Here is a 25,618-nt window from a genome sequence, read left to right as displayed (position 1 = left end):
TCTTGAAAGCGTGCTGACTGTCATGAACAACTCCGTCATGAACACCGCCCGGTTGCTCGGGGCAGGCCTGCGGGCCCTGCTCGTGCTGACCCTGGTGACCGGGGTCATCTACCCGCTCGCCGTCACCGGCGTCGGCCAGGCCCTGTTCCACAACAAGGCCAACGGCTCGGAGATCGAGTCGGAGGGGAAGGTCGTCGGATCCTCTCTCATCGGCCAACAGGGCTACAGCCTCGACTACTTCCAGCCCCGGCCGGCGAACGGCCTCGGCGACAACTCGGTCAACACGCAGTACAAGCTGATCCTGTCCGGCGCCACCAACCTCTCGGCCGACAACCCCGACCTCGTCAAGGCGGTGAAGGAGGCCAGGGCCAAGGTCGTCAAGGACAACTCCACCGCCGACTACAAGGTCGCGCCCTCCCAGGTCCCGGCCGACGCGGTCACCTCCTCCGCCTCCGGCCTCGACCCGGACATCTCCCCGGCCTACGCCGACCTCCAGGTCCACCGGATCGCCGAGCGCAACAGCCTGACCGTCGCGCAGGTCTCGAAGCTGGTCGGAGAGCACACCGAAGGCCGCACCCTCGGCTTCGTCGGGGAACCCCGGGTGAACGTCCTCGAACTCAACATCGCGCTCAAGGACCTCAAGGCCCGCGCGGCAAAGGGCTGATGGCGTTACCCGACAGCCCGGGCGGGAGTCGGCTGCCGGGGCCGCCGACTCCCGCTGCCGCAAAGGCGATTGCGTGATGACCGGCACGTACAAGTGGAAAGGCGCACGCCCATGACCCGGGTGCTCGTGGTGGAGGACGACCCACAGCTCGTACGGGCGCTCGTGATCAACATGCGGGCCCGCCGGTACGACGTCGACGCGGCCCACGACGGCGCCACGGCCCTGCGGCTGGCAGCCGCGCACCAGCCCGACGTGGTGCTGCTCGACCTGGGACTGCCCGACATGGACGGCGTCGACGTCATCAGGGCCCTGCGCGGCTGGACCCGGGTACCGATCCTGGTCCTGTCCGCCCGGCAGGGCTCTGACGAGAAGGTCGCCGCCCTCGACGCGGGCGCCGACGACTACATCACCAAGCCGTTCAGCATGGACGAGCTCCTGGCCCGGCTGCGGGCCGCCGTGCGCCGTACCGAGGACGGCCCGTTCGTACCCGAGATGACGGTGGTGGAGACCGACGGATTCACCGTCGACCTGCGTGCCAAGAAGGTCGTACGGGACGGGCGGGACGTACGGCTGACCCCCACCGAATGGCACCTGCTGGAGATCCTGATCACCCACCCGGGCCGCCTGATCACCCAGAAGCAACTGCTCCAGGAGGTCTGGGGGGTCTCCGGCAGCAATAAGACCAACTACCTGCGGGTCTATCTCGCCCAGCTCCGCCGCAAACTGGAGACGGACCCCTCCCACCCCCGCTATCTGATCACCGAGCCCGGCATGGGCTACCGCTTCGAGGGCTGACATGGCACGCGGACGAGGGCGGTATCAGGCACCGGGCCGAACGATCTCGAGTGCCGCCGCCGCGTCGGCCCGTCGTCAGCGTCCTGCCCAGCGTCTCAACTCCCTTGTGGCATGGGCCTTGTGGAGTCGGGTGGCCGAGGCTTCGCTCGGGCTCGTCATGAACGCCGTGATGGGAGTCCATCGCCTGCCCCCATTGCGAGCCGTCCATCTGACGGCGGGAAAGTCCGTGATCTGCGTGACGCACTCTCGCGCGATCACGCGGGTCCGAAGGTTGCCGCGGATGGAGAGTGTCCCGCGCTCACACGTCACGCCGAGCCGGTACCCGCGCACGGAGAGGACCGCGAACCCGATCACAGCGAAACAGGCCATGAGCCGCGCGAAGCCCGTATCAGCTTGCGCCAGGTAGGCAACAGCACCGACCGCCGGGACGGCTCCCAGGCAGGCGTTCCCCAGACGGTTCGACAACGGCGGCGACAGCTCCACGACGCTCCTCGCCTGTGCTGGTGCTTGCCGGCGGCAGCGTACCCGTAGCTTGGCTTGGTCGTCGTGTACGGCCGGGACCGACCCCGCCGACCGGAGGGGGCCGGTCGGCCGACCGGCGGGGCGACTTCCGATGCCCGGCGGATGGTCGACCGCTCCCGCCTCGGCGAGGTTGTCACGGTGACCGAGATCGAAAGTGCCGAGCAGAAGCCTCCGTTCCCCATACCCGCGCCCGATTCCGATTCCGAGTCCGCCACAGTGACGGAGCCGGCCGCGCCGATGGCTCGGCTGGTCGCGGTGGACCTCGCCCGCGCACTGGCCGTGTTCGGGATGTTCGCCGTGCACGTCGGCCCCGCAGCGACGCCCGGGGGCGGCGTTGGCGACTGGCTGCTGGAGCTGTCGAGTGGCCGGGCCTCGGCTCTGTTCGCCACCCTCGCCGGGTTCTCGTTGATGCTGATCTCAGGCCGCTTCGAGCCGAAGACCGGACCGGCCGGCCGGCAGGCGAGGGCCAGGATCGTGATCCGGGCCCTGATCCTGCTGGTGGTGGGCGTCGCGCTGGCGATGACCAACTTCGGTGGCGCCGGGATCCTGAACTTCTACGCGGTGTACTTCCTGCTGGCCCTGCCCCTGCTGCGGCTGCGGGCCCGGACGCTCGCGATCATCGCGGTCACCCTCGCGCTCGTCACGCCGCAGGTGGCGTACGTGATCCGGGCGCTGCTCACCGAGTCGGTCGTGCACAGCATCGACTCCTGGGACCCGATCGCCCGGCTCTCCGGCGTGGGCGTGCTCGATCTCCTGCTCACCGGTCTCTACCCGGCGATCACCTGGATGACGTTCGTGGTCACCGGCATGACGCTGGGCCGACTGGATCTGACCTCCGGCACGGTCCAGCGCCGACTGGCCGTCGTAGGCCCCGCGATGATCGCGTTCGGATACGGCGTCTCCTGGCTGGCGCTCCGGCTGACCGGCGGCGCACAGAAGGTCATGGACGCCATGTCCGCCATGAAGGACCCGGGTGATGCCATGAAGGATCCCGGTACGGCATCGGGATCCTCGGGATCCTTCGACTCGCCGGTCGGCGGTGGTCTCGGGGGCAACGACGCATGGGGGCTGCTGGCGGCCGAGCCGCACACCGGTTCCACGTTCGACCTCATCGGCAGCCTGGGCATCGCGATCACCGTGCTCCTGTGCCTGACGGTGGCGCTGGCCCGACTGCCGTGGCTGCGCCGGCTGGCAACGCCGGTCATCGCCGTCGGCACCATGTCCCTGACCATCTACGTGGGCCACATCCTGGTCATCCTCGCCCTGCCCGGCGAAGAGGCCGCCCCGCCGCGGTCCGCCTCCACCGCGCTGCTGCTCTCGTTCATCGCCGGAGCCACAGTGTTCGCGGCGCTCTGGTCCCGCTTCTTCCGCCGCGGCCCGCTGGAGTACCTGCTCAACAGGGCCACCAAACTGGCGAACCGCGTCCGCTGAGCCTCGGGCGGGCACCAGGGACGCCCGTACGGTGGGGCCGCAGGCCGCAGGGACTACGCCCTGCGGCCCCACCATGGCGCCTGGGTCAGGACGGGTCGCCGTACTGGAGGCCGCGTCCGTTGGTGCCGATGTAGACGCGGCCGTAGGTGTCGGGGTCGCCGGTGATGACGCCGAGGCTGCCGATGGCGCCCCACTGGTGGGCGTCGTCGTTGACGCGGAGCCAGGTGGCGCCCTTGTCGGTGGAGCGGAAGACTCCGGTGACGTTGTCGACGGTGCCGATCAGGTAGAGGGCCTGGTAGTCGGTGCCGGTCTTGGCCTTGCCGAAGCCGAGGGCGGAGGCGGACTTCACCGATCCGAGGGTGGTGAAGGTGCGGCCGCCGTCGGTGGAGTGCAGCAGCCCCCTGTCGCCGGCGGCGATCCACAGGTCGCCGCTGATGCCGGGGACGGCGGTGAGGCGGCCGGAGGGGAGGTTGGTGGTGCGGGTGGTGAAGGTCGCGCCACCGTCGGTGCTGGCGCTGAGGGTGCCGTTGGTGAGGGAGTAGAAGGTGTTGGCGGTGGAGCGGTCGGCGACGACGACGGCGTCGGTGCCCAGGCCGTTGACCTTCGTCCAGTGGGCTCCCTTGTCGGTGGAGCGGTAGGGGGCCTGGCTGTCCTCGGCCCAGATGATGGTGGAGCCGTCCGCGGAGAGGGCGACGTGGCCCATGTTCGAGCTGGGGACGGGTTCGGCGGTGAAGCCGTTCCAGGTGCTGCCGCCGTCGGTGGAGTATGCGCCGTCCTGGTCGCCGCCACGGCCGACGCGGACCATCACCGAGGGGCTGGACTGGGCGAAGTCGATGTCGCTGCTGCTGCTCATCAGCGGGTTCGCGATCCGGCCGGAAGGCACCTGGGTGAGGGAGTCGTTGGAGGCGTAGCGGAAGCCGCCCTGGTCACCCATGGAGGTGATGAGGGTGGCGCCACCGGGCGGGGCGATCGCGTCCGCCAGCGAGGTCTCCTCCAGCCCGCGGGCCCCGGAGGCCCAGTGGCTGGTGCCACCGCTGTCGGAGGCATTGGCGTCCTTGCTGCTCCAGATGCCATTGCCGGTGCCGTACAGCGCGTGCCCGGAGTCGAAGGGATCGATGGCCAGCGCGGTCATCCAGTGCCCGGTGTGGTCGCCCACGTACGGCGCGCCGGAGACGTCCCGCGCCGACTTGTCCGCCAGCGCCTTCCAGGTCGTGCCGCCGTCGGTGGTGCGGTAGATCTCGTCCTCGGGCCACCAGCGGTCGAGGGTGGTGACCATCACCGTGGACGGCTTCTGCGGGTCGACGGCCAGACCGGAGAACCCGTAGGAGCCCTGCGGGGGAGAGACGTTCTTCCACGCGCCGCCGGCCGGGGTGTACTTCCACACCGAGCCCGTCGTCGCGTCCATGGGGCCGATGCTGTTGCTGTAGGACAGGTACAGCGACCCGTCACCGGAGACCACACCGTGCTGCGGCAGCTGGCCGGTGGGCTGCCCGGAAACAGCCTGCCAGCTGCTGCCGCCGTCGGTGGAGCGGTACAGGGGCTTGGACGTGTCGTTGACACCGACGTAGACCGTGTTGCTGCCGGCCGGGCCGTACGTCACGAAGGAGATGCCCGCGCCGCTGCCCGCCCCGTCCTTGACGGGGAACGACGAGACCTGACGCCACGTCACACCGTAGTCGGTGCTGCGCCACAGGCCGTTCTTGCGGGTGCCCAGCAGCAGGGTGCCGTGGTCGGCGGGGTCGATCACGAGCCGCTCGCCCGCCCCCCGGCCGGGTTCGTTGCCGCCCAGCTTGAACGGCAGATCGGTGCGCTGGAAGGTACGGCCCCGGTCGGTGGAACGCAGGATCGCTCCGTTGCCCGCCCACTCGTTGGTGTAGGTGCCCGTCGAGAGGTAGAGCCGGCCCGGGTCGACGGGGTCGGTGGCCAGCGCGTCGATGCCCAGCAGGTTCCAGTCCTTCTCGCCGAGCCAGTCGGTCAGCGGGATCCACTGCTCGGCCCCGGTGTCCCAGCGGTAGGCGCCGCCCATGTCGGTGCGGGCGTACAGCAGACCCTTCTCCTTCTGGTTGAACACCAGCCCGGTGACGTAACCGCCGCCCACCACCTGGGCGTTCTTCCACACATACGGTCCGGCCGTGGCCGTGGCCGTGGTCTGAGTGCTGCCGGTCCCGGACGCCGGGGTCTGGGCCGACTGCACCAGCTTCCACTGCTGGTTGGTGCCGCCCCTGCCGGGATACTGGATGATCGGCGCGCCCTCGGCCGTGGAGCCTCCGGAGACGTCCAGAACCTGGCTGCTCCTACGGGAGGTGAAGGTGACGGCGTCGGAACCGCTCACATCGTCGATCCGCCACTCCTGGGAGGTGGCGGAGCTGTCGGTCTGCTGCTCGGCGGCGGCCCCCTGGGCGGTCGAGTTGCCCGCTATGCCGAGCACCTTGCCGCTGTTGCGGTTCACCAGCTCGTAGTAGCCGTCCCCGGTGGGTCTCAGCTTCCACTGCTGGTTGGCGGTGTTCTGGTCGGTCCACTGCTGGATGCGGGTGCCGTCGGCGGTGGAGAAGCCGTTGACGTCCAGCACCTTGCCACTGCGTACGGAAACCAGCCGGTAGTAGGCATTGGCGTCGACCGTCGCGGCCTGCGAGTCGTCCTGAGTGAACAGGAGATACGGCACGACGGCGAGGGGCACCCCGAGCAGCAGAGCGGAGGCGGTCCAGCGACGGCGATGACGCCCGCGGCGCCCGCCGTTCGTGGAGTTGTTCATGGTGAGGCGTTCTCCTTGCATACGTTCACCTGACGAAGGCGAGTCCAGGCACCGCTCCAGGCACCGCGATGACTGAACCCGACTCGTTGTGGTCACAGGCGTCACAAAGGTTGCCTCGTTGAACGAGAAACTTTTCCAGGTCACCTCGGGGTGCGGGGTTGTTTGCCCTGGTGGAGGGGGATGCCGAACAACACGAGGGCGGCCAGCCTTGGTCATGCTGTCGGAGACGTCCCGGCAGCAGCCACCTGACGAATCTGACCAATGGTCATCGAAGAAAGTCCTCCATGAAGAGCAACAGAAGACTGCGGGCATCCCTCTCCCTGATCGCCGCGGGCCTGCTGGTGGGCGCGTCGGCTTCCACGGCGAACGCGGCATCGAATTCCAGTTCCGGGGCGTCGTTCCCGAAGCAGGATCCGGCGCAGTGCGCGGCCTTCGGTAAGAAGGCCGACGCGCGCAAGGCGGCTGACACCGCCTCGGAGGTGATCGGGCTGTGGACCGGCCTCTTCGACATGCCCGAAGCCCAGAAGCTGTACAGGACCTACCTCACGCCTGGCCCGGTGACGCACGGGCGGACCAAGGCCGGCGGCAAGCAGGTACTCGCCGACTTCCGGAACGCCGGCGAGACGAAGAAGGCCGTCAGCGGGATCGTCAACAGCCTCAAGGGCAAGCTCACCTCCGCCTCCGCCTCCGCCTCCCCCGTGCTCGGGCAGAACTACAGCCTCAAGGGGGCGGGCCTGGGAACGGATCTTCCGATCGCCTGGAGCGACCTGAAAACCACCCCGGGATTCGTCGCGGGAGGTCTCAGCGGCGTGGCACTCACCGACGGCACCTTCGTGCCGGACCAGCGGAAGATCACCGGGACGTACTCTCTGGCCCGGACGACCGTGAACGGTAAGTCGAAGACCACCCTCAACATGCGCGCGCTGACCCTCACCGTGCTCGACTCGATCGACTTCTGCCCCGGCAACCTCGGCAGCGGCATGATCCGCGACGTGGCGCTGGGCATGAGCCGCCTGGAGCGGACTCCGTACCGGGACACGAAGACGTGCGACGCCAAAGCGAAGTGCTTCTACGCGAAGCCGGTGCTCTTCAAGGTCACCGTGCCGTTGAAGAACGTCTCCGTGGATGTGACGGCCGCGCTGTCCGGCAAGGCCGGTACCGGTACGACCCGGTGACCTGGACCCCGTGAAGCACGTACCTCCCGGATGTCCTTCAGACCGAGCAGAGCTTGCGGTACGGCACATCCGGGAGATACGTGCGCCACGCGTCCCGGGTGAGGTCCGCGCCGCCGGCCCGCTCGCAGACCCGTGTCACCGCGCGCTCGGTGTCCACGGTGTACCGCTGGAGCGGGACATGGGCGCTGCCGGCGTAGAGGGTGCCGCTGTCACCGCTGAACGCGAGGGTGTCGATGCTCTCGCGGGCTGTGGTCAGGGGTCCGCCGAGGGGCCGACCAGGCTGTGCGGGTCGGGGTGCTGCTGGTGCTGCTGTGTCCGTTGGTGCACTACGTGATCGTCTTCTCCAGCCTGGCTGGCGGCTCCAGCGGCCGCCTGCTGGCCGCGACCCTACTGCTGCTCGTGGCCCAGATGCCGTTGCTGCCGCTGTTCCTGTTCCTGTACCTGTACCTGTTGGTGATGGCCTTCGCAGGCAAGGTCATGGCCAGGGCAGTGGTCTGCTTGTTCGCTGTCCCGTTCGTGGGCGACTATCTCGCAGCCGGACCCGCGGAAATCTGTGTTGGCTGGAGTAGACATTGGGTGGCGTGCCAGTTATGGTTTCTCTCGTAGCCGAGATCAAGAAGGGCCCGGCAGAGATGAACTGCCGGGCAGTAGTACGCAGTTGCAGTGTGCAGGACGGTGTAGCGGTGGAGTTCCGAAGCCAGGGTTGTTGCAGGACGGCGACGGGGCTGGCTGCCGGAGAGTGGCGCTGTTCCAGGCCACCAGCAGTACCGCAGTACCGGTTCGGTAAGTGATAGATCAGAGGGAAGAACGGAGGAGCCCGCGCCATCAGGATCGCCCGGACGAACAGTGGGTCCGGGTACCGCAGGACATCGATAGTGAGGTGGTCTCCGGTCACGCATTCGCGATCCCCGCACCCCCGGCAGTGTTCAGGCCAGGCAGGCGGAAACAGAAGGCCGGCGCATTACTGGGGCCGGCAGATGGTGTAGCAGTTCCTTCGGGGCCCTGGTGCGAGATGGCACCAGGGCCCCTCCATGCGTTCCACAGAGAGGTGCGATGACAGCAGACGATTCCTTCGGCCGTCTCGATGACGACGACTACCCCGCCTACACCATGGGCCGGGCCGCCGAGATGCTCGGCACCACCCAGAGCTTCCTCCGCGCCGTCGGCGAAGCCCGCCTCATCACCCCGCTGCGCTCGGCAGGCGGACACCGCCGCTACTCCCGCTACCAGCTGCGCATCGCCGCCCGCGCCCGGGAACTCGTCGACCAGGGAACCCCCATCGAGGCCGCCTGCCGCATCGTCATCCTCGAAGACCAGCTCGAAGAGGCCCAGCGCCTCAACGAAGCGCTGCGCCATTCCCAGCTCCGCGAGCGAGCCACTGCCTGAACGGCTCCCTGATTGGGCTAGTTGCCATGGCCGCTGGCCGCCCGCGCGGCCCGTCGTGGCACGGTCGCTGGGATGCCCGGTCCTGCCCGGCCCTGGACGTGGATGTCCCGCCGGCGGGACATCCACGTCGCGCCGAAGCAGTCGCGAAGGGGAGCCATCCGTGCAGGATCTCGCATCACTCGTCGAGCCGCTGCGCTCGCTCGACTGGGAGGACGTGGACGCCGTGGAGGCGGCGAGCCGCAAGCTGCTGGAACGGCTCGACGAGGCCCCCGGCATCGTCCGGCGGGCGCCGGACGAGCTCCCGGACCGGCCCGAACTCCTGGCACTGTGCGAGCACCCCGACGCGGAGGTCGCCGCCGGCTCGGTCAGCAGCTGGACAAGGTCGTGCTGTACACCGACGAGGAGTCGGGGATACGCGTCCGGCCGCACGCCTTCTGGTCGGGCTGCTACGACCTCCTCCACAACCACCGCTGGTCCTTCGCGGGCGTCGTGCTCAAGAGGGCCTTCCGGCACACCCTGTTCGGGGAGCCGACGACGCGACGCCGCTGGAGGCGCCCCGGGCGCTGCACGTACGGCAGGAACGCGCGGGGGCCGTCTACGCCCTGCACCACCGGATGCTGCACGCGCTCTCGCGGAGCCCGGCACCGTCTCGCTCGTCGTCCGCGGCCCCGCCGCCAAGGACCGGTCCTTCCTGGTGGACACCGCGACCGGGGAACGGCTGTGGCACTACGGCGTGGACCGGGAGTCCGCGGAGGAGGCGGCGCGCAAACGCATGACACCCGCTCACCGGCGGTCGCTCATCGAGAAGTTCGACGCGGCCGGCCTCTTCGCTCGGCCCCGGCCCTGAAGATCGTCCCCACCGGCCGGGACCGGACTGCGGAGTCTTTCGGTCCGGGTGACCGCCGACATATGGTTCCAGCGAAACGAGGAGGCGCTCCGGCGGATGGCTCACTGCATCCTCCTGAGCAGCCCCTCGATTCCGGTCGTGTTCCGTTCGGATTTCCGAACTCGCACTGAAAAGGGGTGAATTGATATGGGTAAGCTTCCCTCCGACGTGGTCCTCGACATCGCCGAGTGACTCATCTGTATCGCCCCTGATTCGTAGAACTCAGGGAGAGGGCTGCGGTCGATTCCGCAGCCCTCACTGCGTCGTCCTACAAGGGAGGCTGGAATGACCGCGACAGGAACCAACGACGCCGGGCGCACATTTGCGGCGGCGGGGTGCCTCGACGCGCCGCTGAGCCCCGAGCAGTTCGCCGAGAAGCTGGACGCGATCCGCGGCCGGGGCACGCGGATGGCCCAGCACATGGCCGCCAATCAGGGGTTCCGTCGCATCTACACGGGTGGCGCGCCGCTGGCCGGACTGGGCTCGCCGTGCTCCGACATCGACCTGTTCGTCGTGCTCGACGACGGAGAGGGCGACACCGAGGAGCAGCTGTTCTTCGAGGGTCAGCGCGTCGACGTCGAATATCTGAAGCTGCGCGATCTGGAATCGCTGATCGACCGCTTCTCCGCATTCACGGCGACTTCCGCCGACGCCGAGCAGATCGGATTCGCGAGCCGTTCCAGGCTCGACCGAGTAACGCGCTTCCTGCTGAGCGAGATCGTCGTGGACGACGGGGAACTCGGCCGGCTGAGCAAGAAACTGACGGACGCCGGGGACGAGTTCCGGAAACTCCTCATAGCCCGTCATGCGCAGGACGCGCAGAATGCCGCCGAGGATGTCTCCGGCGCCGTGCTCAACGGCGATCTGCAGTCAGCCGAGTACCAGTCGCGGGAAATGGTCTACTTCGCGGCGGAGGCGTACCTCTGCGCCGCCGGCGACCTGTACGTCAACACCAAGTGGCTCTGGGCGAAGTGGGCGCGCACCTTCGGTGACGGCGGCCCGCAGGGCGCGGAGCTGTCCGCGGTGATCCGGGACCTCGGCCTGGCCGACCCGGTGGACGCCGTCGCCCGCAACATCTGGCTCGCGCAGGACCTCCTGGCCATGGCCGCCACCGGCTACCAGTACGCACCCGTCACCGACCCCCGGCCGGCGCACACCCGCCGCAACCCCCGCTACACGCTGCTGGCGTTCTCGGACGGCTTCGTCGTCACGCAGCAGGTCGGCGCGGGCGTGGAGCTGAGCCGCGAGGGCGTCCTGCTGTGGGGCGTCGCCCACGGCAGGCCCCGGGCCGAGGCCGCGGCGACGGCCCGGAAGATCATGTCCGAGCAGGGCGTCGATGTGAGCGAGGACGACGTTCTCACCTACTACGACAGTCTCGTGGCACGGGAGCTGATCGTCCCGGCCTGCGCGGACGCCGACGCGACGTGAGTTCGTCCGCCGCGCGGCGGCGTGAGGTGTTCCGCAACGGCGACTTCCGTCGTTTCTGGGCGGCGATCACGGTTGCGGGCGTCGGCGCCCATGTCACGGTCCTCGCCCTGCCGCTGACCGCCGTCACCCTGCTCGGCGCCGACGCGGCGCAGCTCGGAATGCTCACCGCCGCCCACCTCGTGCCGACCCTGTTCATGACGCCGATCGCTGGCGTCGTCAGCGACAGGTACTCGCCCAGGCTGGTCAACGCCCTCTGCGACATCGTGCGCGGCGTGCTCCTCCTCGGCGTCCCGCTGCTCGCCACGCTGGACGTCCTCAGTCTCGGTCCGCTGTACGTCCTCAGCGCGCTGACCGGCTGCCTCGCCGCTCTCGGCGACGTCGCCCACCACTCGATGCTGCCGCAGATCGTTCCGCAGCAGCAGATCGTCGCGGGCAACGCGGCCGTCAACGCCAGCTATTCGGTCACCGATGTCGTCGGCCCCGGCCTCGCCGGACTTCTCGTGCAGACCCTCACCGCGCCCTACGCCATCCTGATGGACGCAGTCGGCTTCCTGGTCTCCGGCGGCCTCATCGCGTCGCTGAAGACCCGGACCGCGGAGCGTCCGCCCGTCCGGGAGCAGTGGCGGGTGATGGTGGTGGACGGGTTCCGGTTCGTGCTCCGGTCGAAGCCGCTGCTCATGCTCGGGGTCTCGGGCGGCGTGGCCAACCTGTTCATCCAGGCGTACCTGACGATCTTCGTGCTCTACGCCGCCGGCACCCTGGATTTCTCGCCGCTCCAGATCGGCCTGCTGTACGCGGTGGGCGCCGTCGGCGGAGTCGGCGGCGCAGCGGTGTCCGACCGGCTCGGCACGGTGGTCACCCGGGTCGGCGCGATGACCGCAGGCATAGTGCTCGTGGGCGTCGGCATGGTCCTGGTCGCGGCGAGCGCCGTCTTCGCTGCGGGACTGACGCGCGGGGCGGTCTGCGTCGTGGGCATCGGCCTGTATTCGGCGGGCCTCGGCATCTACAACGTGCACTCCATGAGCGCCCGTCAGCAGATGTGCCCGCCGGAGAAGCTCGGCCGGGTGACCGCCGGCTACCGCCTGCTGTCCCACGGCTCGCTGCCCCTGGGATCGCTCGTCGGCGGCTTCAGCGCCCAGTGGTTCGGCCAGGGCCGGACCATCGTGCTGGCCGGCGGCTGCCTCGTGCTGTGGATGGGCCTGGTCTGGCTCACCCCGCTGCGCCGGCTCAACGACCCCCTGGACCGGGAGGCGTCCCCCGCTGTCGTGTAGCGGCGCCCCCGGCCCGTCCCTAGGAATGGAGTTCCCGTGGTACCCCTGGAGATCGAGCGCAAGTTCCTGGTACGGGAGGGCTGGCGCATCCCGGAGGGCAGCACCCGCATGGCGATCCGGCAGGCATACCTGACCGACACCGAGTCCCGCGTCGAGGTCCGGCTCCGGGCCAAGGACGAGGCGTTCCTCATGACGGTCAAGGCCCCCCGGTCCGACGGCGGTCCGTCGGTGAACGTCCGCCAGGAGGTCGAGTTCCCCATTCCGCGGGAGATCTTCGACCAGCTCTGGGAGCTCGCGCCCGATCGGCTGGACAAGGAGCGATGGAACGTCGCGCTCGACGCGTCGGGCACCACCGCCTCCGTAGATGTCTACACCGGCGTTCTCGCGGGGCTCCGGGTCGTAGAGGTCGAGTTCGACGACGTCGCGCAGGCCCGCGAGTTCACCACCCCCGACTGGTTCGGCGAGGACGTCACAGGCCGCGCCGAGTGGGGCAACCGGCATCTCAGCCGTGGCGTCCCGCCGGTCCTCGACCCGGCCCCGGGCACCGCGCCCGAGCCGCCCTCCGCGCGGGACTGACCGACCGCCGGGCGCGCACGCAGCCTTCCCCCGCGTCCGGCGACCCCGGCACGAAAGCCGCCGCCCTCCGCCGAATTGCCGAAACGAAAGCGCCACGCACCGCCATGCCCGATCACGAGCAGTTCGCCGCATCCCCCGAACAACAGCGTGTGTTCGTCCTCGACCGCCTGGAGCCCGGCAGCGCCGCGCTCCACGTGCATCGGGCGCTGCTGCTCACCGGGCCCCTCACGGAGATCGGAGTGCGGCAGGCGCTCCAGAGGGTGACGGCCCGGCACGAGATCCTCCGCACCGTGCTGCGGACCGACCTCGGCCGGCCGGTGCAACGAGTGCTCCCCGCCGTGGAACAGGACCTCACCGTCGAGGACGTGACCGGGACCGAGGACGCCCACGCGCCCCACGTACGGGAGATCGTCGAGGCGTTCACGGCCCGGCCCTTCGACCTCGGCACCGGCCCGCTGTGGCGGGCGCTGCTCGTCCGCCTCTCGAGCGACCGCCACGTGCTCGCGCTCTCCCTGCACGCCGCCGTGGCGGACGCGGCGACGCTCCTGCACGTCCTGCGGGAGATCCTGGAGCCGCGTCCGCCCCGGGGCGGGGCGCCGGACGGGGCGCCTGGCGGCGGGACGCCCCGCCCCTACCGGGAGTACGCCGCCGGACGGCACGCCCCGGGCGGCGCGGCGGCGGACCGGCGCACGCGGCATCGGGCCGGCTGCCACGACGGCGAACCGGAGCCCAGCGGGCTGCCCGTGTTCCGACCGCGACCGCCCGAGGACACCCGCGCCGCCGTATCCCACCGCCAGGTGCTGACCGCGGCCAGGGCTGCCCGGGCGGAGCTGCTCGCCGAACGGCTCGGCTGCTCCCTCTCCACGGTCTTGACCGCGGCCTTCGCTGTCCTGCTCCGCTGCTACGGCACCGACGCGGAGGCGACGTTCGGCCGGACGGTCTCGACCCGCGGGTCCGACGCCGCGCGCCCGCTGCTCGGCCCCTGCGGCGGCATCGCCGTGCTGCGGCTTCCGATCGGCGACGACGACGCCTTCGAGGACCTGGTCCGGCGTACGGCAGAGGCGGCGTACGCGCCGAACGAGGAGACTGCCGCCGACGGCACCCCGCTCTTCCGGGTCCTGTTCGACTCGGAGCTGGAACTCCCCCCGGTCGGCGGCCTGTCCCGGCCGGACGGGCTCGCGGTGGCGGAGTACGAGATCCCGGCCGGGTACGTGCAGCACGACCTGCGGGTGACCGCCCGGCGCCTCGACCGGGGCATCGCGCTCGACTGGGCCGCGAACGCCGCACTCTACGAACCGGAGACGGTCGCGCGGGCGGCGCAGCAGCTCGACCGCCTGCTCGCCACCGCCCTCAACCGGCCCGGCGTCACCGTGGCGACGCTGCTGAGCCTGACCGCAGAGGACGAGCAGGGCGCGCTCGAAGAGCGGTGGAACACGGTCCGTACGCCGTACCGCCGCGTCGCCGTCCACCGCCTGGTCGAGGAACAGGCTGCCCGCACGCCCGACGCCGTCGCCGTCGAGTTCGGCGAGACCCGGCTCCGCTACGCGGACCTCGCCCGGCGGGCCGACCGCCTCGCCCGGCGGCTGACCGCCGCGGGCGCCGCGCCGGGCGCCATGGTCGGCCTCTGCCTCGACCGGTCCTCGGAGCAGGTCGTCGCGGTGCTCGCCGTACTAAAGGCCGGCTGCGTCGTCGTCCCGCTTGACGCGGCCTACCCGCCGGAGCGCCTGGCCTTCATGATCGAGGACGCGGATGTGCGCGTCCTGATCACGGACGACGTGTCGCCGCACCGTGACCCGGTCCTCGCCGAACGGCTAGCCGGCCTGACCCTCGTACGGCCGGACACGGACGCGGCGGGGACGGGCCCGGACGCGGCGGAGTCCGAGGACGCGCGCATCCCCTCGGCGGAGGTTCCGGCCGAGGCGCTCGCCTACTGCATCTACACCTCCGGCTCGACGGGCCGGCCCAAGGGCGTCCTGGTGGACCACGCCGCCCTGGCCAACCTCGTGGCCTGGCATCGCGAGGCATGGCTCGCCGCCCCCGGCACCCGTACGCTCCTCTACTCGCCCATCAGTTTCGACGTCGCCTTCCACGAGATCCTCGCGGGGCTCTCCACGGGCGCGACCCTCGTCCAGGTCGACGAGGACACCCGGCGCAATCCCATGGCGCTGCTCGACTTCGTCCGGAGCCAGCGCGTCGAGAAGTGGTACATGCCGTTCGTGACCCTGCAGCAGATCGCGCAGGCCGCACGGACCGCCCCGGCGCCCACCAGCCTCCGCGAGCTGATCGTCGGCGGCGAGGTGCTGCGGATCACCCCTGAGATCCGCGAGTTCGCCCGCCGGACCGGGTGCGTGATCCACAACCACTACGGGTCGACCGAGTGCATCGACGTCGCCACCCACACCCTCGCCGGCGATCCCGGCGACTGGCCGGACGTTGTCCCCGTCGGCCGCGCGACCGTACACAACATGAACCTCTACATCCTCGACGAGGCGCTCCGGCCGCTCCCGGTCGGCGCCACGGGGGAGATCTACGCTGAGGGCGACAGCCTCGCCCGGGGTTACCACCGCCGGCCGGAACTGACCGAGGAACGGTTCACCTCGAGTCCGTTCGGCATCCAGGGCCGGCGGCTCTACCGGATGGGCGACCTCGGCCGCTACCGCCCGGACGGCACGATCGAGTGCCTGGGCCGGGCCGACAACCAGGTGAAGATCCGCGGCTTCCGGGTCGAGCCGAGCGAGGTCGAGGCCGTCCTCGCGGAGCACCCGGCGGTCGCGGAGTGCGTCGTCGCCGCCAGGGCCGGCGCCAAGGGACGCACCCGCCTGATCGCGTACGTCGTGCTGCGGGACGGCGACGCGGACGGCACGACGGTCGAACGGATCCGGGCGGGCCTGGCGGACCGGCTTCCCGACCACATGGTGCCGGCGGCCGTCCTCGTGCTCGACGCCCTGCCGCTCACCCCGAGCGGCAAGGTGAACGTCCGCGCGCTGCCGGACGGCCATGTGGAAGCCCGGCCGGCGCGGGTCGTAGGGCCGGACCGCCTGTCCGGCCTGCGGGAGTCCGTCGCGCGGATCTGGGCCGAACTGCTCGAACTCCCGGACGTCGACCGGGGCCGGAACTTCTTCGAACTGGGCGGCGACTCCGTCCTGCTCGTCCAGGCACACCAGCGGATCGAGACCGCCCTCGGCAGGGAGCTGCCCGCCGTGGCGCTGTTCCGCCACCCCACCGTCGAATCGCTGGCCCGCTTCCTGGCGGGGTCGGAGCCGAAGGGCGAGTCGGAACGGCGGCCCGAGGACGCGCCGGGGTCCGACGGCGAGCCCGAGCCTCAGCCCGCGAACCCCGTCGACGATGCCGTCGCCGTCATCGGCATGGCCTGCCGTGTCCCCGGCGCGCGCGACCTCACGGAGTTCTGGGCCAACCTCCGCGACGGCGTCGAGTCCATCCGGACGCTCCCGGACACGGAGCTCTTCAGGCTGGAGCAGGACAGCACTCAGGACCCGCACTTCGTCCCCGCGGTCGCCGCCGTCGCGGACGCGGACCGCTTCGACGCCGCCTTCTTCGGCTACAGCCCCGCCGAGGCCGCGGTGATCGACCCGCAGCAGCGCCTGTTCCTCGAATGCGCCTGGGAGGCCGTCGAGAACGCCGGCATCGACCCCCGGCAGGGCAGGACCGGCGTCTATGCGGGCGCCGCCCTCAGCACGTACCTGGTCAACAACGTGCTCCCGGTGAAGCTCGGCTCCCGTGCCTTCCTGAGCCACCGGCACTTCGACGAGCCCACCGAACTGCGCATCGAACAGGGCAACGCGCGCGACCACCTGGCCACCCGCGTCTCGTACAAGCTTGATCTGCGCGGCCCCGGCATCAACGTGCAGTCGACCTGCTCCACCTCGCTGGTCGCCGTGCATCTGGCCTGCCGGGCGATCCTGGCCGGTGACTGCGACACGGCGCTGGCGGGCGGCGTGTCAGTCATCACCCCGCAGCACACCGGTTATCTGTGGCGCGACGGAATGATGCTCTCGCCCGACGGGCACTGCCGGGCCTTCGACGCCCGCGCGGCCGGCACGGTCTTCGGCAACGGGCTGGGCGTCGTGGTGCTGAAGCGGCTGTCCGCGGCGCTCGCCGACGGCGACCCCATTCACGCCGTCGTCAGGGGATCGGCCGTCAACAACGACGGCGCGGGCAAGGTCGACTACACCGGACCGAGCGTCGCCGCCCAGGCCGACGTGATCGCCGAGGCCCACCGCGACGCGGGGGTGCGCGCGGACGAGATCTCGTACGTGGAGGCCCACGGCACCGGCACCAGGCTCGGCGACCCGATCGAGATCGCCGGTCTGACTGAGGCGTTCCGGCGCAGCGCCCGGCGCGACGGCACGTACTGCGCGATCGGCTCGGTGAAGACGAACATCGGGCACCTGGACGAGGCGGCCGGCGTGGTCGGCCTCATCAAGACGGCGCTGAGCCTTCGGCACCGCATGCTGCCCCCGAGCCTGAACTTCACCGAGGCCAACCCGCTCGCCGGCCTCGCCGAGAGCCCCTTCCGCGTCAACGCCGAACTCCGCGACTGGCCGTCGCCCGACGGCGTCCCCCGCCTGGCCGGCGTGAGCTCCTTCGGTATGGGCGGCACGAACTGCCATGTCGTCCTGGAGGAACCGCCCGCCGTCGCGGCGCCGGAGCCGCCGGAGCACGAGCGCGGCGCGCACCTGCTGCCGCTGTCGGCCCGCTCGACGCAGGCGCTGCGCGACGGCGTACGGCGCCACCTCGACTGGCTGTCGGGGCGCGACGACCGGGAGTTCGCCGACATGTGCCACACCGCCGCGACGGGGCGGCGGCACTTCGACCGGCGGGTCGCCGTCCTCGCTCCCACCGCCGAAAGCGCCCGCGCGCAGCTGGCCGGGATGCTGGCCGCCCCGGACTTCGGCGCGCTCGTGTCCCGGGCCGACGAGGGCCGGGCGCCGCAGATCGGCTTCCTGTTCACCGGGCAGGGCGCGCAGTACGCGGGGATGGGTGGCCGCCTGTACCGCACCCAGCCGGTGTTCCGGGCCGCTGTCGACGCGTGCGACGCCGTCCTGCGGACGCTGACCGGCCGGTCCGTGATCCCGCTGGTGGACGGAGCAGACCCCGACGGCCTCCTGGACGGCACAGCTGACGCGCAGCCCGCGCTCTTCACCGTCGGGTATGCGCTCGGCCGCTTGTGGGAGTCCTGGGGCGTACGCCCCGACGTGCTCGTCGGCCACAGCCTCGGCGAGTACGTCGCGGCCTGCCTGGCGGGCGTGTTCGGCCCGGAGGACGCGCTGAAGCTGGTCGCCGCCCGCGCCCGGCTGATGGGCGGCCTGCCGCGCGAAGGATCGATGGTCCAGGTCCACGTCGGCGTCGAGCGGGTGACGCCGTACCTGGTGGACCACGGCGACGCCGTCTCTGTCGCGGCCGTCAATGCGCCCGACCTCACGGTGCTCTCGGGGAACGCCGACGTGCTGGACTCTCTGGGCCAGGAGCTGCGCGCGGCGGGCGTCGACACCGTCGCCCTCAACACCTCGCACGCCTTCCACTCCCCGCTGATGCGGCCGATGCTCGACGCCTTCCGGGCCGTCGCCGAAGGCATCCGGTACCGGGCCCCGAAGACCGACATCGTGTCGACCGTGACCGGCGAGCCGGTGAGCCCGGGCGAGATGGAGACGGCCGACTACTGGGTCCGGCAGATCACCGCCCCCGTCCGGTTCGCCCCCGCGGTCCGGGCGGCCCACGGCCTCGGGGTGCGGGCCTTCGTCGAACTGGGCCCGAAGCCCACGCTCGTCGGGTTCGGCCGGGCCTGCCTGCCCGACGCGGAGCTGCTCTGGCTGCCGAGCCTGACGCTGCGGAACCCGGAGGCCGTCCTCGGGTCGTTCCGCGCACTCCACCTGGCCGGCGCGCCGGTCGACTGGGCCGGCTTCGAGGCGCCGTTCCCCCGCCGTCGGGTGCCGCTGCCGGCGTACGCCTTCCAGCGCGAGCGCCACTGGATCGGGTCCCGGCCGGCCGGAGCGCCCGAACAGCCCGCTGACGCCGAACCCGCACCCGCCTTCGAGCTGGTCTGGGAGCCGCTGGACCCGGCGGAGGAGAACGGCGCTCAGGACCCGGTGCCGGTGTGCTGCTACCTGCTCGTCGGCGCGGCGGACGGGCTCGCGGGCCGCCTCGCGGCGGAGCTGCGCCGGTACGGTCACGAGGCGCGCGTCGGGGCGCTCCCGCCGCGCGGTCCCGGTGGACCGGCCGCCTCCGGCGGTCCGGAGGAGCCGCGCGTCGTCTTCGTACCCGAGCCGTCCTCGGGGAAGGACCCGTCGCGTGCGGCGGAACGCGTTCTGACGGAGGCACGGGAGATCCTGGAGAGTGTCGCCGGGGCGCCGGGGGTCCGGCAGCTGTGGTTCGTGACGCGCGAGAGCGCGCTCGGCACACCCGTCACGGAAGGCGAGCTGGCACTGTCCGGTCTCCCGGCCCTGGCGCGGACGATCGGCCGGGAACACCCCGAACTCGACTGCGTGGCCGTGGCCGTGCCCGCCCAGCCCTGGGAAGCCGATCTCGCGGCCGTCGCCCGGCTGCTGGCCCGCGGGGCTCCCGGCGGCGAGGAGGAACTCGCCGTCCACGACGGCCATGTGCACCGCCCCCGTCCGCGGCCGTGGAACGGCGCCCCGTCCGGCGGCGAGCCCGGCGACGGCGGCCGTCTCCCGGTCCGTCATGACGGCGTCTACCTGATCACCGGCGGCACCGGCGCGCTCGGACTGCGCGTCGCCCTGGACATCGCCCGCGGCGGTCCCCGCCGAGTGGTCCTGGTCGGCAGGACCGGCCGGCCTCCGGTCGACGATCCGCTCTGGGACGCGCTCGGCGCGACCGGCACCCAGGTGGACTGCGTCCGCGCCGACGTCGCCGACGAGGCGGCCCTGCGCCGGATCATCGACGACTGCGGCCCCGGCCTGCGCGGAGTCGTCCACTGCGCGGGCACCCTCGACGACGGCATCCTGCTGCGCCAGACCGCCGAGCGATGCGCCGCGGTGCTCCGGCCGAAGGCGGTCGGCGCCTGGAACCTGCACCGGCACACCCAGGACCGGCCGCTGGACTTCTTCGTACTGTTCTCCTCGCTCGCCACCCGCATCGGCTATGCCGGGCAGGGCAGTTACGCGTACGCCAACGGCTTCCTGGACGCGCTGGCCCGGCACCGTGCGCGGCTCGGGCTGCCGGCCCTCGCCGTGAGCTGGGGGAGCTGGGCCGGCTCCGGTATGTCGGCCCGACTCGCCGAGGAGCACAGGGAGCGGCTGCGCGACTCCGGCGAGACGCCGCTCCGGCCGGACGCGGCGCTCGCCGCGCTCGCGGCCCTGACGCGCGGCGGTCCGGCCCACGCCACCGTCGCAGACCTGGACGGCGCCGTGCTGTCCGCCGTACGGAACGACCGGGCGGCGGCCCGCCGTCGCCCGGCACGGACCGACGGCGGGGCCCCGGACCGCACGCCCGACGCGCCGTTCGCGGCGCGGCTGCTGCGGACTCCGCCGGAAGCGGCGCGCCGGATGCTGCGGGACGCGGTCACGGCGACGGTGGCCGAGGTGCTGACCGGGGACGCCCGGGGGCCGGTCGACCCGGCCCGCGGCTTCACCGAGCTCGGTATGGACTCGCTGGGCGCCCTGGAACTGCGCGGCCGGCTGCACGGTGTGCTTGGCACACCCCTGCCCGCCACGCTCGCCTTCGACCACCCCTGCCTCGACATGCTCGTACGGCACCTGGAGGAGCGGCATTTCAGCGAGGAGATCGCGGCGGAGGCCGACGAGCACACCGACCCGACGGAAGAACGAACCGGCGGGGGGGCCGCGCCCATGGACCTATGGGGGAGCGGCGACGACCGGCGGCAGCCCGACCGACAGCAGCCCGCGGACGGGGCCGTCGCGATCATCGGCATGGCGTGCCGGTTCCCGGACGCGGCCTCGCCCGAGGAGTTCTGGCGGCTGCTGGCCGAGGGCCGGGACGCGGTGCGCGACATCCCGGGCGAGCGCTGGGACATCGGCCGGCTCTACGACCCGGACCCGGACGCGCCGGGCCGGACGTACGTCCGCCGCGCGGCCCTGCTCGACGACGTGGACCGCTTCGACGCCGCGTTCTTCGGCATCTCGCCGCGCGAGGCCGCCTGCATGGACCCGCGCCACCGGCTGCTCCTGGAGGAGACCTGGAGCGCGATCGAGGCCGCCGGCATCGACCCGGACGTACTGCGCGGCGGGGACACGGCCGTGTACCTCGGCTGCGACGAGTTCACCAACGACCACTACCGGCAGGCGGAGTCGCAGCTCGGCCACGAGCCCTACGTCTCCACGGGCACCACGCTGAGCTTCGCGGCGGGTCGGCTGTCCTACAAGCTCGGGCTGCACGGCCCCAGCATGGTCGTCGCGACCGCCTGCTCGTCCTCGCTGGTGGCCCTGCACTCGGCGGTGCTGGCGATCCGCCAGGGAGAGTGCGGTACGGCGGTGGTCGGGGCGGCGAAGCTGCATCTCGCCCCCGAGGAGACCGTGCAGCTGTGCAAGCTGCGGGTGCTCGCCCCCGACGGCCGCTCGAAGGCGTTCTCCGCCGACGCGGACGGCTTCGGCCGTGGCGAGGGCGGCGCGGTCCTCCTGCTCAAGCGCCTCGACCGGGCGGTCGCCGACGGCGATCCCGTCCTGGCCGTGATCCGCGGCACCGCCGTGAACCACGACGGCCCGAGCGCCGGTCTGACCGTGCCGAACGGCGGCGCGCAGGCGCGCCTGCTCACCCGGGCGCTGGCGAACGCCCGTCTCGACGCGGAGGACGTCACGTACGTCGAGGCGCACGGCACCGGCACCCCGCTCGGCGACCCGATCGAGATCCACGCGCTCGCCGAGGCCCTCGGCAAGCGCACGGAGCCGCTGCGGATCGGATCGGTCAAGGCCAACATCGGTCACCTGGAGGAGGCCGCGGGCCTCGCCGGCGTCATCAAGGTGGTGCTTGCGCTGCGACACGGCGTCGTCCCGCCGCAGATCCACTGCGAACGCCTCAGCACCGCGGTGGACTGGGACAGCCTGCCGCTCGCGGTCGAGCGCACGGCCGCGCCGTGGCCCGCGGGAGCCCCGCGGATCGCCGGTGTGAGCTCCTTCGGCGCCAGCGGCACCAACGCCCATGTCCTGATCGAGGCCGCTCCCGCCCCTGCACCGGGGGCGCGCCCGGCCAGCGGCGACGTCCGCCGCGTCTTTCCCTTCTCCGCCCGCGACGAGGCCGATCTCGCCGCGTCCGTACGGCGGTTCACGGACGCCCTCGCGGAACCGGGCGCCCCGGAAGACCCGGCCGAGGTGGCGTACACCCTCCAGACCGGGCGGAAGCGGCACCGCACCCGGCTCGCGGTCGTGGCACCGGACCTGGACGTGCTGCGCGCCAGGCTCGTGGAGTTCCTGCGCGGCGGGGCCCAAGGGCCGGACATCTTCCGCGGCGAGGCGCCCGCCGCCGGTACGGCGGTCCCGGCCCCGCCGACCGGCGCGGGGGACCCGGCGGCCCTGGCCGCCGCGTGGTGCGCGGGCCGCGACGTCGACTGGGCGGCGGCCCACGGGCCCGTCGTCCCGCGCCGCGTGCCGCTCCCGTCCTACCCGTTCAAACGCGTCCGCGTCCGGATCGCCGAAAGCGAGGCTTCACCGGTGCTGTCCCTCCCGGCCCTTCCCGCGCCGGCCCCTGCCGTCCCGGCCCCGCCGGCGCCGTCCCGGCCGGACTCCGCGCACGTCACCGACGTGGGCGAGGCCCTGCGCGCGCACGTGGCGCAGCTTCTCGGCATGCGGACGCAAAACCTGACCGACACCGACCGCTTCGACGAACTGGGCGCGGACTCCCTGACGTTCATGCGCGTGAGCCAGTTCGTCCGGGAGCGGTTCCAGGTGGTGCTGGCCTTCCAGCAGTTGTTCGAGGAGGCCACGACGCTGCACGACCTGGCGGCGCTCGTGGCCGCCCGGTCGCCGCAGCCGCCGCTTGCCGCACCGCAACCCGCGGCAGCCGTGCCCGTCGCGCCGCAGCCGGCCGTGGAACAGCCGCCGGTCCCCAGCTTCCGCTCGGTTCCCAGCGCGCTCGGCGGCGCGGGCACCGCTGCCCGGCACCCGTCCGCCCCGGAAACGCTGACGCCCCGCCAGGAAACCTTCCTGGCGGGACTCGTCGAGCGCTACGCGGCGCGGACCCCCGGGTCCAAGGACGAGGCGGAGCGCGAGCGGCCGTTCATGACGAACTGCCGGATGCCTCCGTTCCAGCCGCTGTGCAAGGAGATCGCGTACCCGATCGTGGTCGATCGCTCGTCCGGGTCCCGGTTCCGGGACATCGACGGGAACGAGTACCTCGACATCTCGATGGGCTACGGCGTCCACCTCTTCGGTCACCAGCCCGACTTCGTCACCGAGGCGCTGCGCGGCCAGCTCGAGGACGGGTTCCACATCGGCCCGCAGGCCCGGCAGGCCGGGCAGGTCGCCCGGCTGCTGTGCGAGGTCACCGGCATGTCCCGGGCGGCGTTCTGTAACTCTGGCACCGAGGCCGTGATGGCGGCGCTCCGCTTCGCGCGCGCCGCGACGGGCCGCACCCGCTTCGTCATGTTCGAGGGCTCTTACCACGGCTGGTCCGACCAGACGCTGGCCCTGCCCGCAGGTACGAGCAACTCCCTGCCGATGGCCCGCGGCATCGGCGTCGGCCCGATGGACGACGTCGTCGTGCTGGAGTACGGCACGGCGGAGAGCCTCGCCACGATCCGGGAACTCGCCGGCGACCTGGCGGCCGTCCTGGTCGAACCGGTGCAGAGCCGCCGTCCCGACCTCCAGCCCGTGGACTTCCTGCGGGAACTGCGGAAGATCACCGCCGGGGCAGGCGCCGCGCTGGTCTTCGACGAGGTGATCACCGGCTTCCGGGTCCACCCCGGGGGCGCCCAGGCGTGGTCCGGCGTCACGGCCGACCTCGTGACGTACGGAAAGATCCTCGGCGGCGGCATGCCGATCGGGGCGGTCGCCGGCCGGGCCGCGTTCATGGACACCGTGGACGGCGGTCAGTGGAACTTCGGGGACGACTCGCGCCCCACGACGCCGACCACGTTCTTCGGCGGGACCTTCAACAAGAATCCGCTGACGATGTCGGCGGCCCACGCGGTGCTGACCCGGGTGCGCGAGGAGGGCCCCGGGCTCCAGGCGGGACTCGCCGAGAACGTGACCCGCCTCGCGGACGACTTCAACGCCTTCTGCCAGCGCGAGGGCTTCCCGCTGCGGATCGTGTACTTCTCCTCGATGTTCCGCTTCATCGGCGAGGGGGTGTACAGCCTCCAGCGCTTCCCGCTGGCGATCGACCTGTTCTTCCATCTGCTGGCGCTCAAGGGGATCTATGTCCTGGAGACCAGGGTCTGCTTCCTCTCCACCGCCCACACCCCGGACGACGTGCGCCTGATCGCCGAGACGGCGAAGGACTGCCTCACCGAACTGCGCGCCGCCGGCTTCTTCCCGCTCGCCCCTGCCCCGCCCGCCCCTACCCCGGCCGCCGTGCCCGCCCCGGCCCCCGGCCCCGGAGCGCCCCGGATCCCCGGCCGCCTGGAGGCGGACGTCCGGCTCGGCGCCGGATTCACGGTTCCGCGCGACACCGTCACGGGCCAGCCCGCCGACGTGCTGCTCACGGGCGCCACCGGCTTCCTCGGCGGGCACCTCGCCCTCGACCTGCTGCGGCACACCTCGGCGCGCGTGCACTGCCTGGTCCGGGCGGACGACGAACAGCACGCCAGGGAAAGGGTCCTGGCCCGGCTCGCGGAACTCGGCGGCGTGGACGAGTCCGAACGCGCCCGCGTCATCGGCGTACCGGGCGACCTCGCCGCCCCCGGGCTCGGCCTCGGCGACGCGGCCCGGCGGACGCTCGCCGACCGGATCGACGCCGTCCACCACAACGGCGCCCAGGTGAACTCCCTGCTGCCCTACGACCGGTTGCGGCCGGCCAACGTGGAGGCGACCCGGGAACTCCTGAGTCTCGCGGCGACCGGCCGGGCCAAGCCGTTCCACTACGTGTCGACCGACGCCGTCTTCGACGCCTACGGCTACCTGCGCCAGGCGACGATCTACGAGGACGAGCCGCTGACCCACGGGGACAGCCAGTTCGGCGGCGGGTACGCGGAGACGAAGTGGGTGGCCGAGAAACTGGTCGAGCAGGCGCGCGCCGCCGGACTGCCCGCCTCCGTCTACCGTCCCGGCGCCATCACCGGAGCGGTAGCCGGCGGCTGCGGACAGCCCGGGGACTTCCTCAACCGCTTCATCCGGGGCATCGTCCGCATGGGCGTCTGCCCCGAGATGGACGCGACGATCGACGCGGCCCCCGTGGACTACGTTTCCCGGATGATCGTGGAGCTCTCCCGGACCGAGCCCGCCGGCGGGACGTACCACCTGACGCATCCCGACCCGCTGCCCTACGAAGAGTTCGTCGGCGTGCTCCGTGGCGCGGGCTTCCCGCTGGACGTCGTGCCGCTGCACCGCTGGGAGGCCCTGCTGGGCGAGGTTCGGTACGAGGACGACAACCCGCTCTACCCGCTGCTGCCGCTGTTCACCGAGTCGACCGATCCGGTCTTCCGCCGGGCCCGGCTCGACGTGCGGCGGGCCCGGGCCGGAGCGTCGGCCGTGAGCGGGGCTTGCCCGTCGCTGCGCGAACTGCTGCCCCGCTACCTGGAGCGCTTTGCTGCCGAGGGCCTGCTGCCGCGGGCCGCGGGACGGGCGCGCGAGACGGAGGGCTGAG

Annotated in this window: 11 protein-coding genes and 1 pseudogene; 11 read left to right on the top strand and 1 reads right to left on the bottom strand. The window is 71.9% G+C overall.

The window, feature by feature from the left end; all coding sequences use genetic code 11:
- Positions 1 to 22 precede the first annotated feature (22 nt).
- The 3 genes from OG241_RS27285 to OG241_RS27275 all read left to right on the top strand — a co-directional run bounded on the left by OG241_RS27285 (position 23) and on the right by OG241_RS27275 (position 3,412).
- Complete coding sequence (locus tag OG241_RS27285) at positions 23 to 664, top strand: potassium-transporting ATPase subunit C (protein ID WP_405826443.1); 642 nt, start codon at positions 23 to 25, stop codon at positions 662 to 664.
- Between the two features lie 111 nt (positions 665 to 775).
- Positions 776 to 1,459, top strand: coding sequence for a response regulator (locus tag OG241_RS27280; protein ID WP_405818780.1), 684 nt, complete (start codon positions 776 to 778; stop codon positions 1,457 to 1,459).
- Between the two features lie 660 nt (positions 1,460 to 2,119).
- On the top strand, positions 2,120 to 3,412 hold the full coding sequence (locus OG241_RS27275; protein ID WP_405818778.1) for a DUF418 domain-containing protein: 1,293 nt from the start codon (positions 2,120 to 2,122) through the stop codon (positions 3,410 to 3,412).
- Between the two features lie 85 nt (positions 3,413 to 3,497).
- Here OG241_RS27275 and OG241_RS27270 read toward each other — a convergent pair whose 3' ends face one another.
- On the bottom strand, positions 3,498 to 6,164 hold the full coding sequence (locus tag OG241_RS27270; RefSeq protein WP_405818777.1) for an RICIN domain-containing protein: 2,667 nt from the start codon (positions 6,162 to 6,164) through the stop codon (positions 3,498 to 3,500).
- Between the two features lie 284 nt (positions 6,165 to 6,448).
- On the opposite strand from OG241_RS27270, the gene OG241_RS27265 reads away from it, so the two are divergent.
- The 8 genes and pseudogenes from OG241_RS27265 (at position 6,449) to OG241_RS27230 (ending at position 25,617) form a co-directional block, all read left to right on the top strand.
- Positions 6,449 to 7,339, top strand: coding sequence for a hypothetical protein (locus OG241_RS27265; RefSeq protein WP_405818775.1), 891 nt, complete (start codon positions 6,449 to 6,451; stop codon positions 7,337 to 7,339).
- A 270-nt stretch (positions 7,340 to 7,609) separates the two neighbouring features.
- Positions 7,610 to 7,777, top strand: a pseudogene (locus OG241_RS27260) (arsenic resistance protein); the annotation flags it as partial.
- A 615-nt stretch (positions 7,778 to 8,392) separates the two neighbouring features.
- A complete protein-coding gene (locus OG241_RS27255; protein WP_405818773.1) occupies positions 8,393 to 8,725 on the top strand; it encodes a MerR family transcriptional regulator in 333 nt (110 codons plus the stop codon).
- Positions 8,726 to 8,885: 160 nt separating this feature from the next.
- Positions 8,886 to 9,572 (top strand): hypothetical protein, encoded by a 687-nt coding sequence (locus OG241_RS27250; RefSeq protein WP_405818772.1) that lies wholly within the window; start codon positions 8,886 to 8,888, stop codon positions 9,570 to 9,572.
- A gap of 324 nt (positions 9,573 to 9,896) precedes the next feature.
- Complete coding sequence (locus OG241_RS27245) at positions 9,897 to 11,039, top strand: hypothetical protein (protein WP_405818771.1); 1,143 nt, start codon at positions 9,897 to 9,899, stop codon at positions 11,037 to 11,039.
- On the top strand, positions 11,036 to 12,310 hold the full coding sequence (locus tag OG241_RS27240) for an MFS transporter (RefSeq protein ID WP_405818769.1): 1,275 nt from the start codon (positions 11,036 to 11,038) through the stop codon (positions 12,308 to 12,310). The genes OG241_RS27245 and OG241_RS27240 overlap by 4 nt, the downstream gene beginning before the upstream one ends.
- A 36-nt stretch (positions 12,311 to 12,346) precedes the next feature.
- Positions 12,347 to 12,886: a CYTH domain-containing protein gene (locus OG241_RS27235; RefSeq protein ID WP_405818767.1), complete on the top strand. Its 540-nt coding sequence runs from the start codon at positions 12,347 to 12,349 to the stop codon at positions 12,884 to 12,886.
- A gap of 104 nt (positions 12,887 to 12,990) precedes the next feature.
- Entirely contained in the window at positions 12,991 to 25,617 is a 12,627-nt protein-coding gene (locus tag OG241_RS27230) for an amino acid adenylation domain-containing protein (RefSeq protein WP_405818765.1), read from the top strand.
- Position 25,618: the final 1 nt, after the last annotated feature.

It is taken from the genome of Streptomyces sp. NBC_01390, assembly GCF_045040105.1.
Taxonomy (GTDB): domain Bacteria; phylum Actinomycetota; class Actinomycetes; order Streptomycetales; family Streptomycetaceae; genus Streptomyces.
The sequence above is the reverse complement of the archived record's forward strand: the minus strand, read 5'-3'. Positions and strand labels throughout refer to the sequence as shown.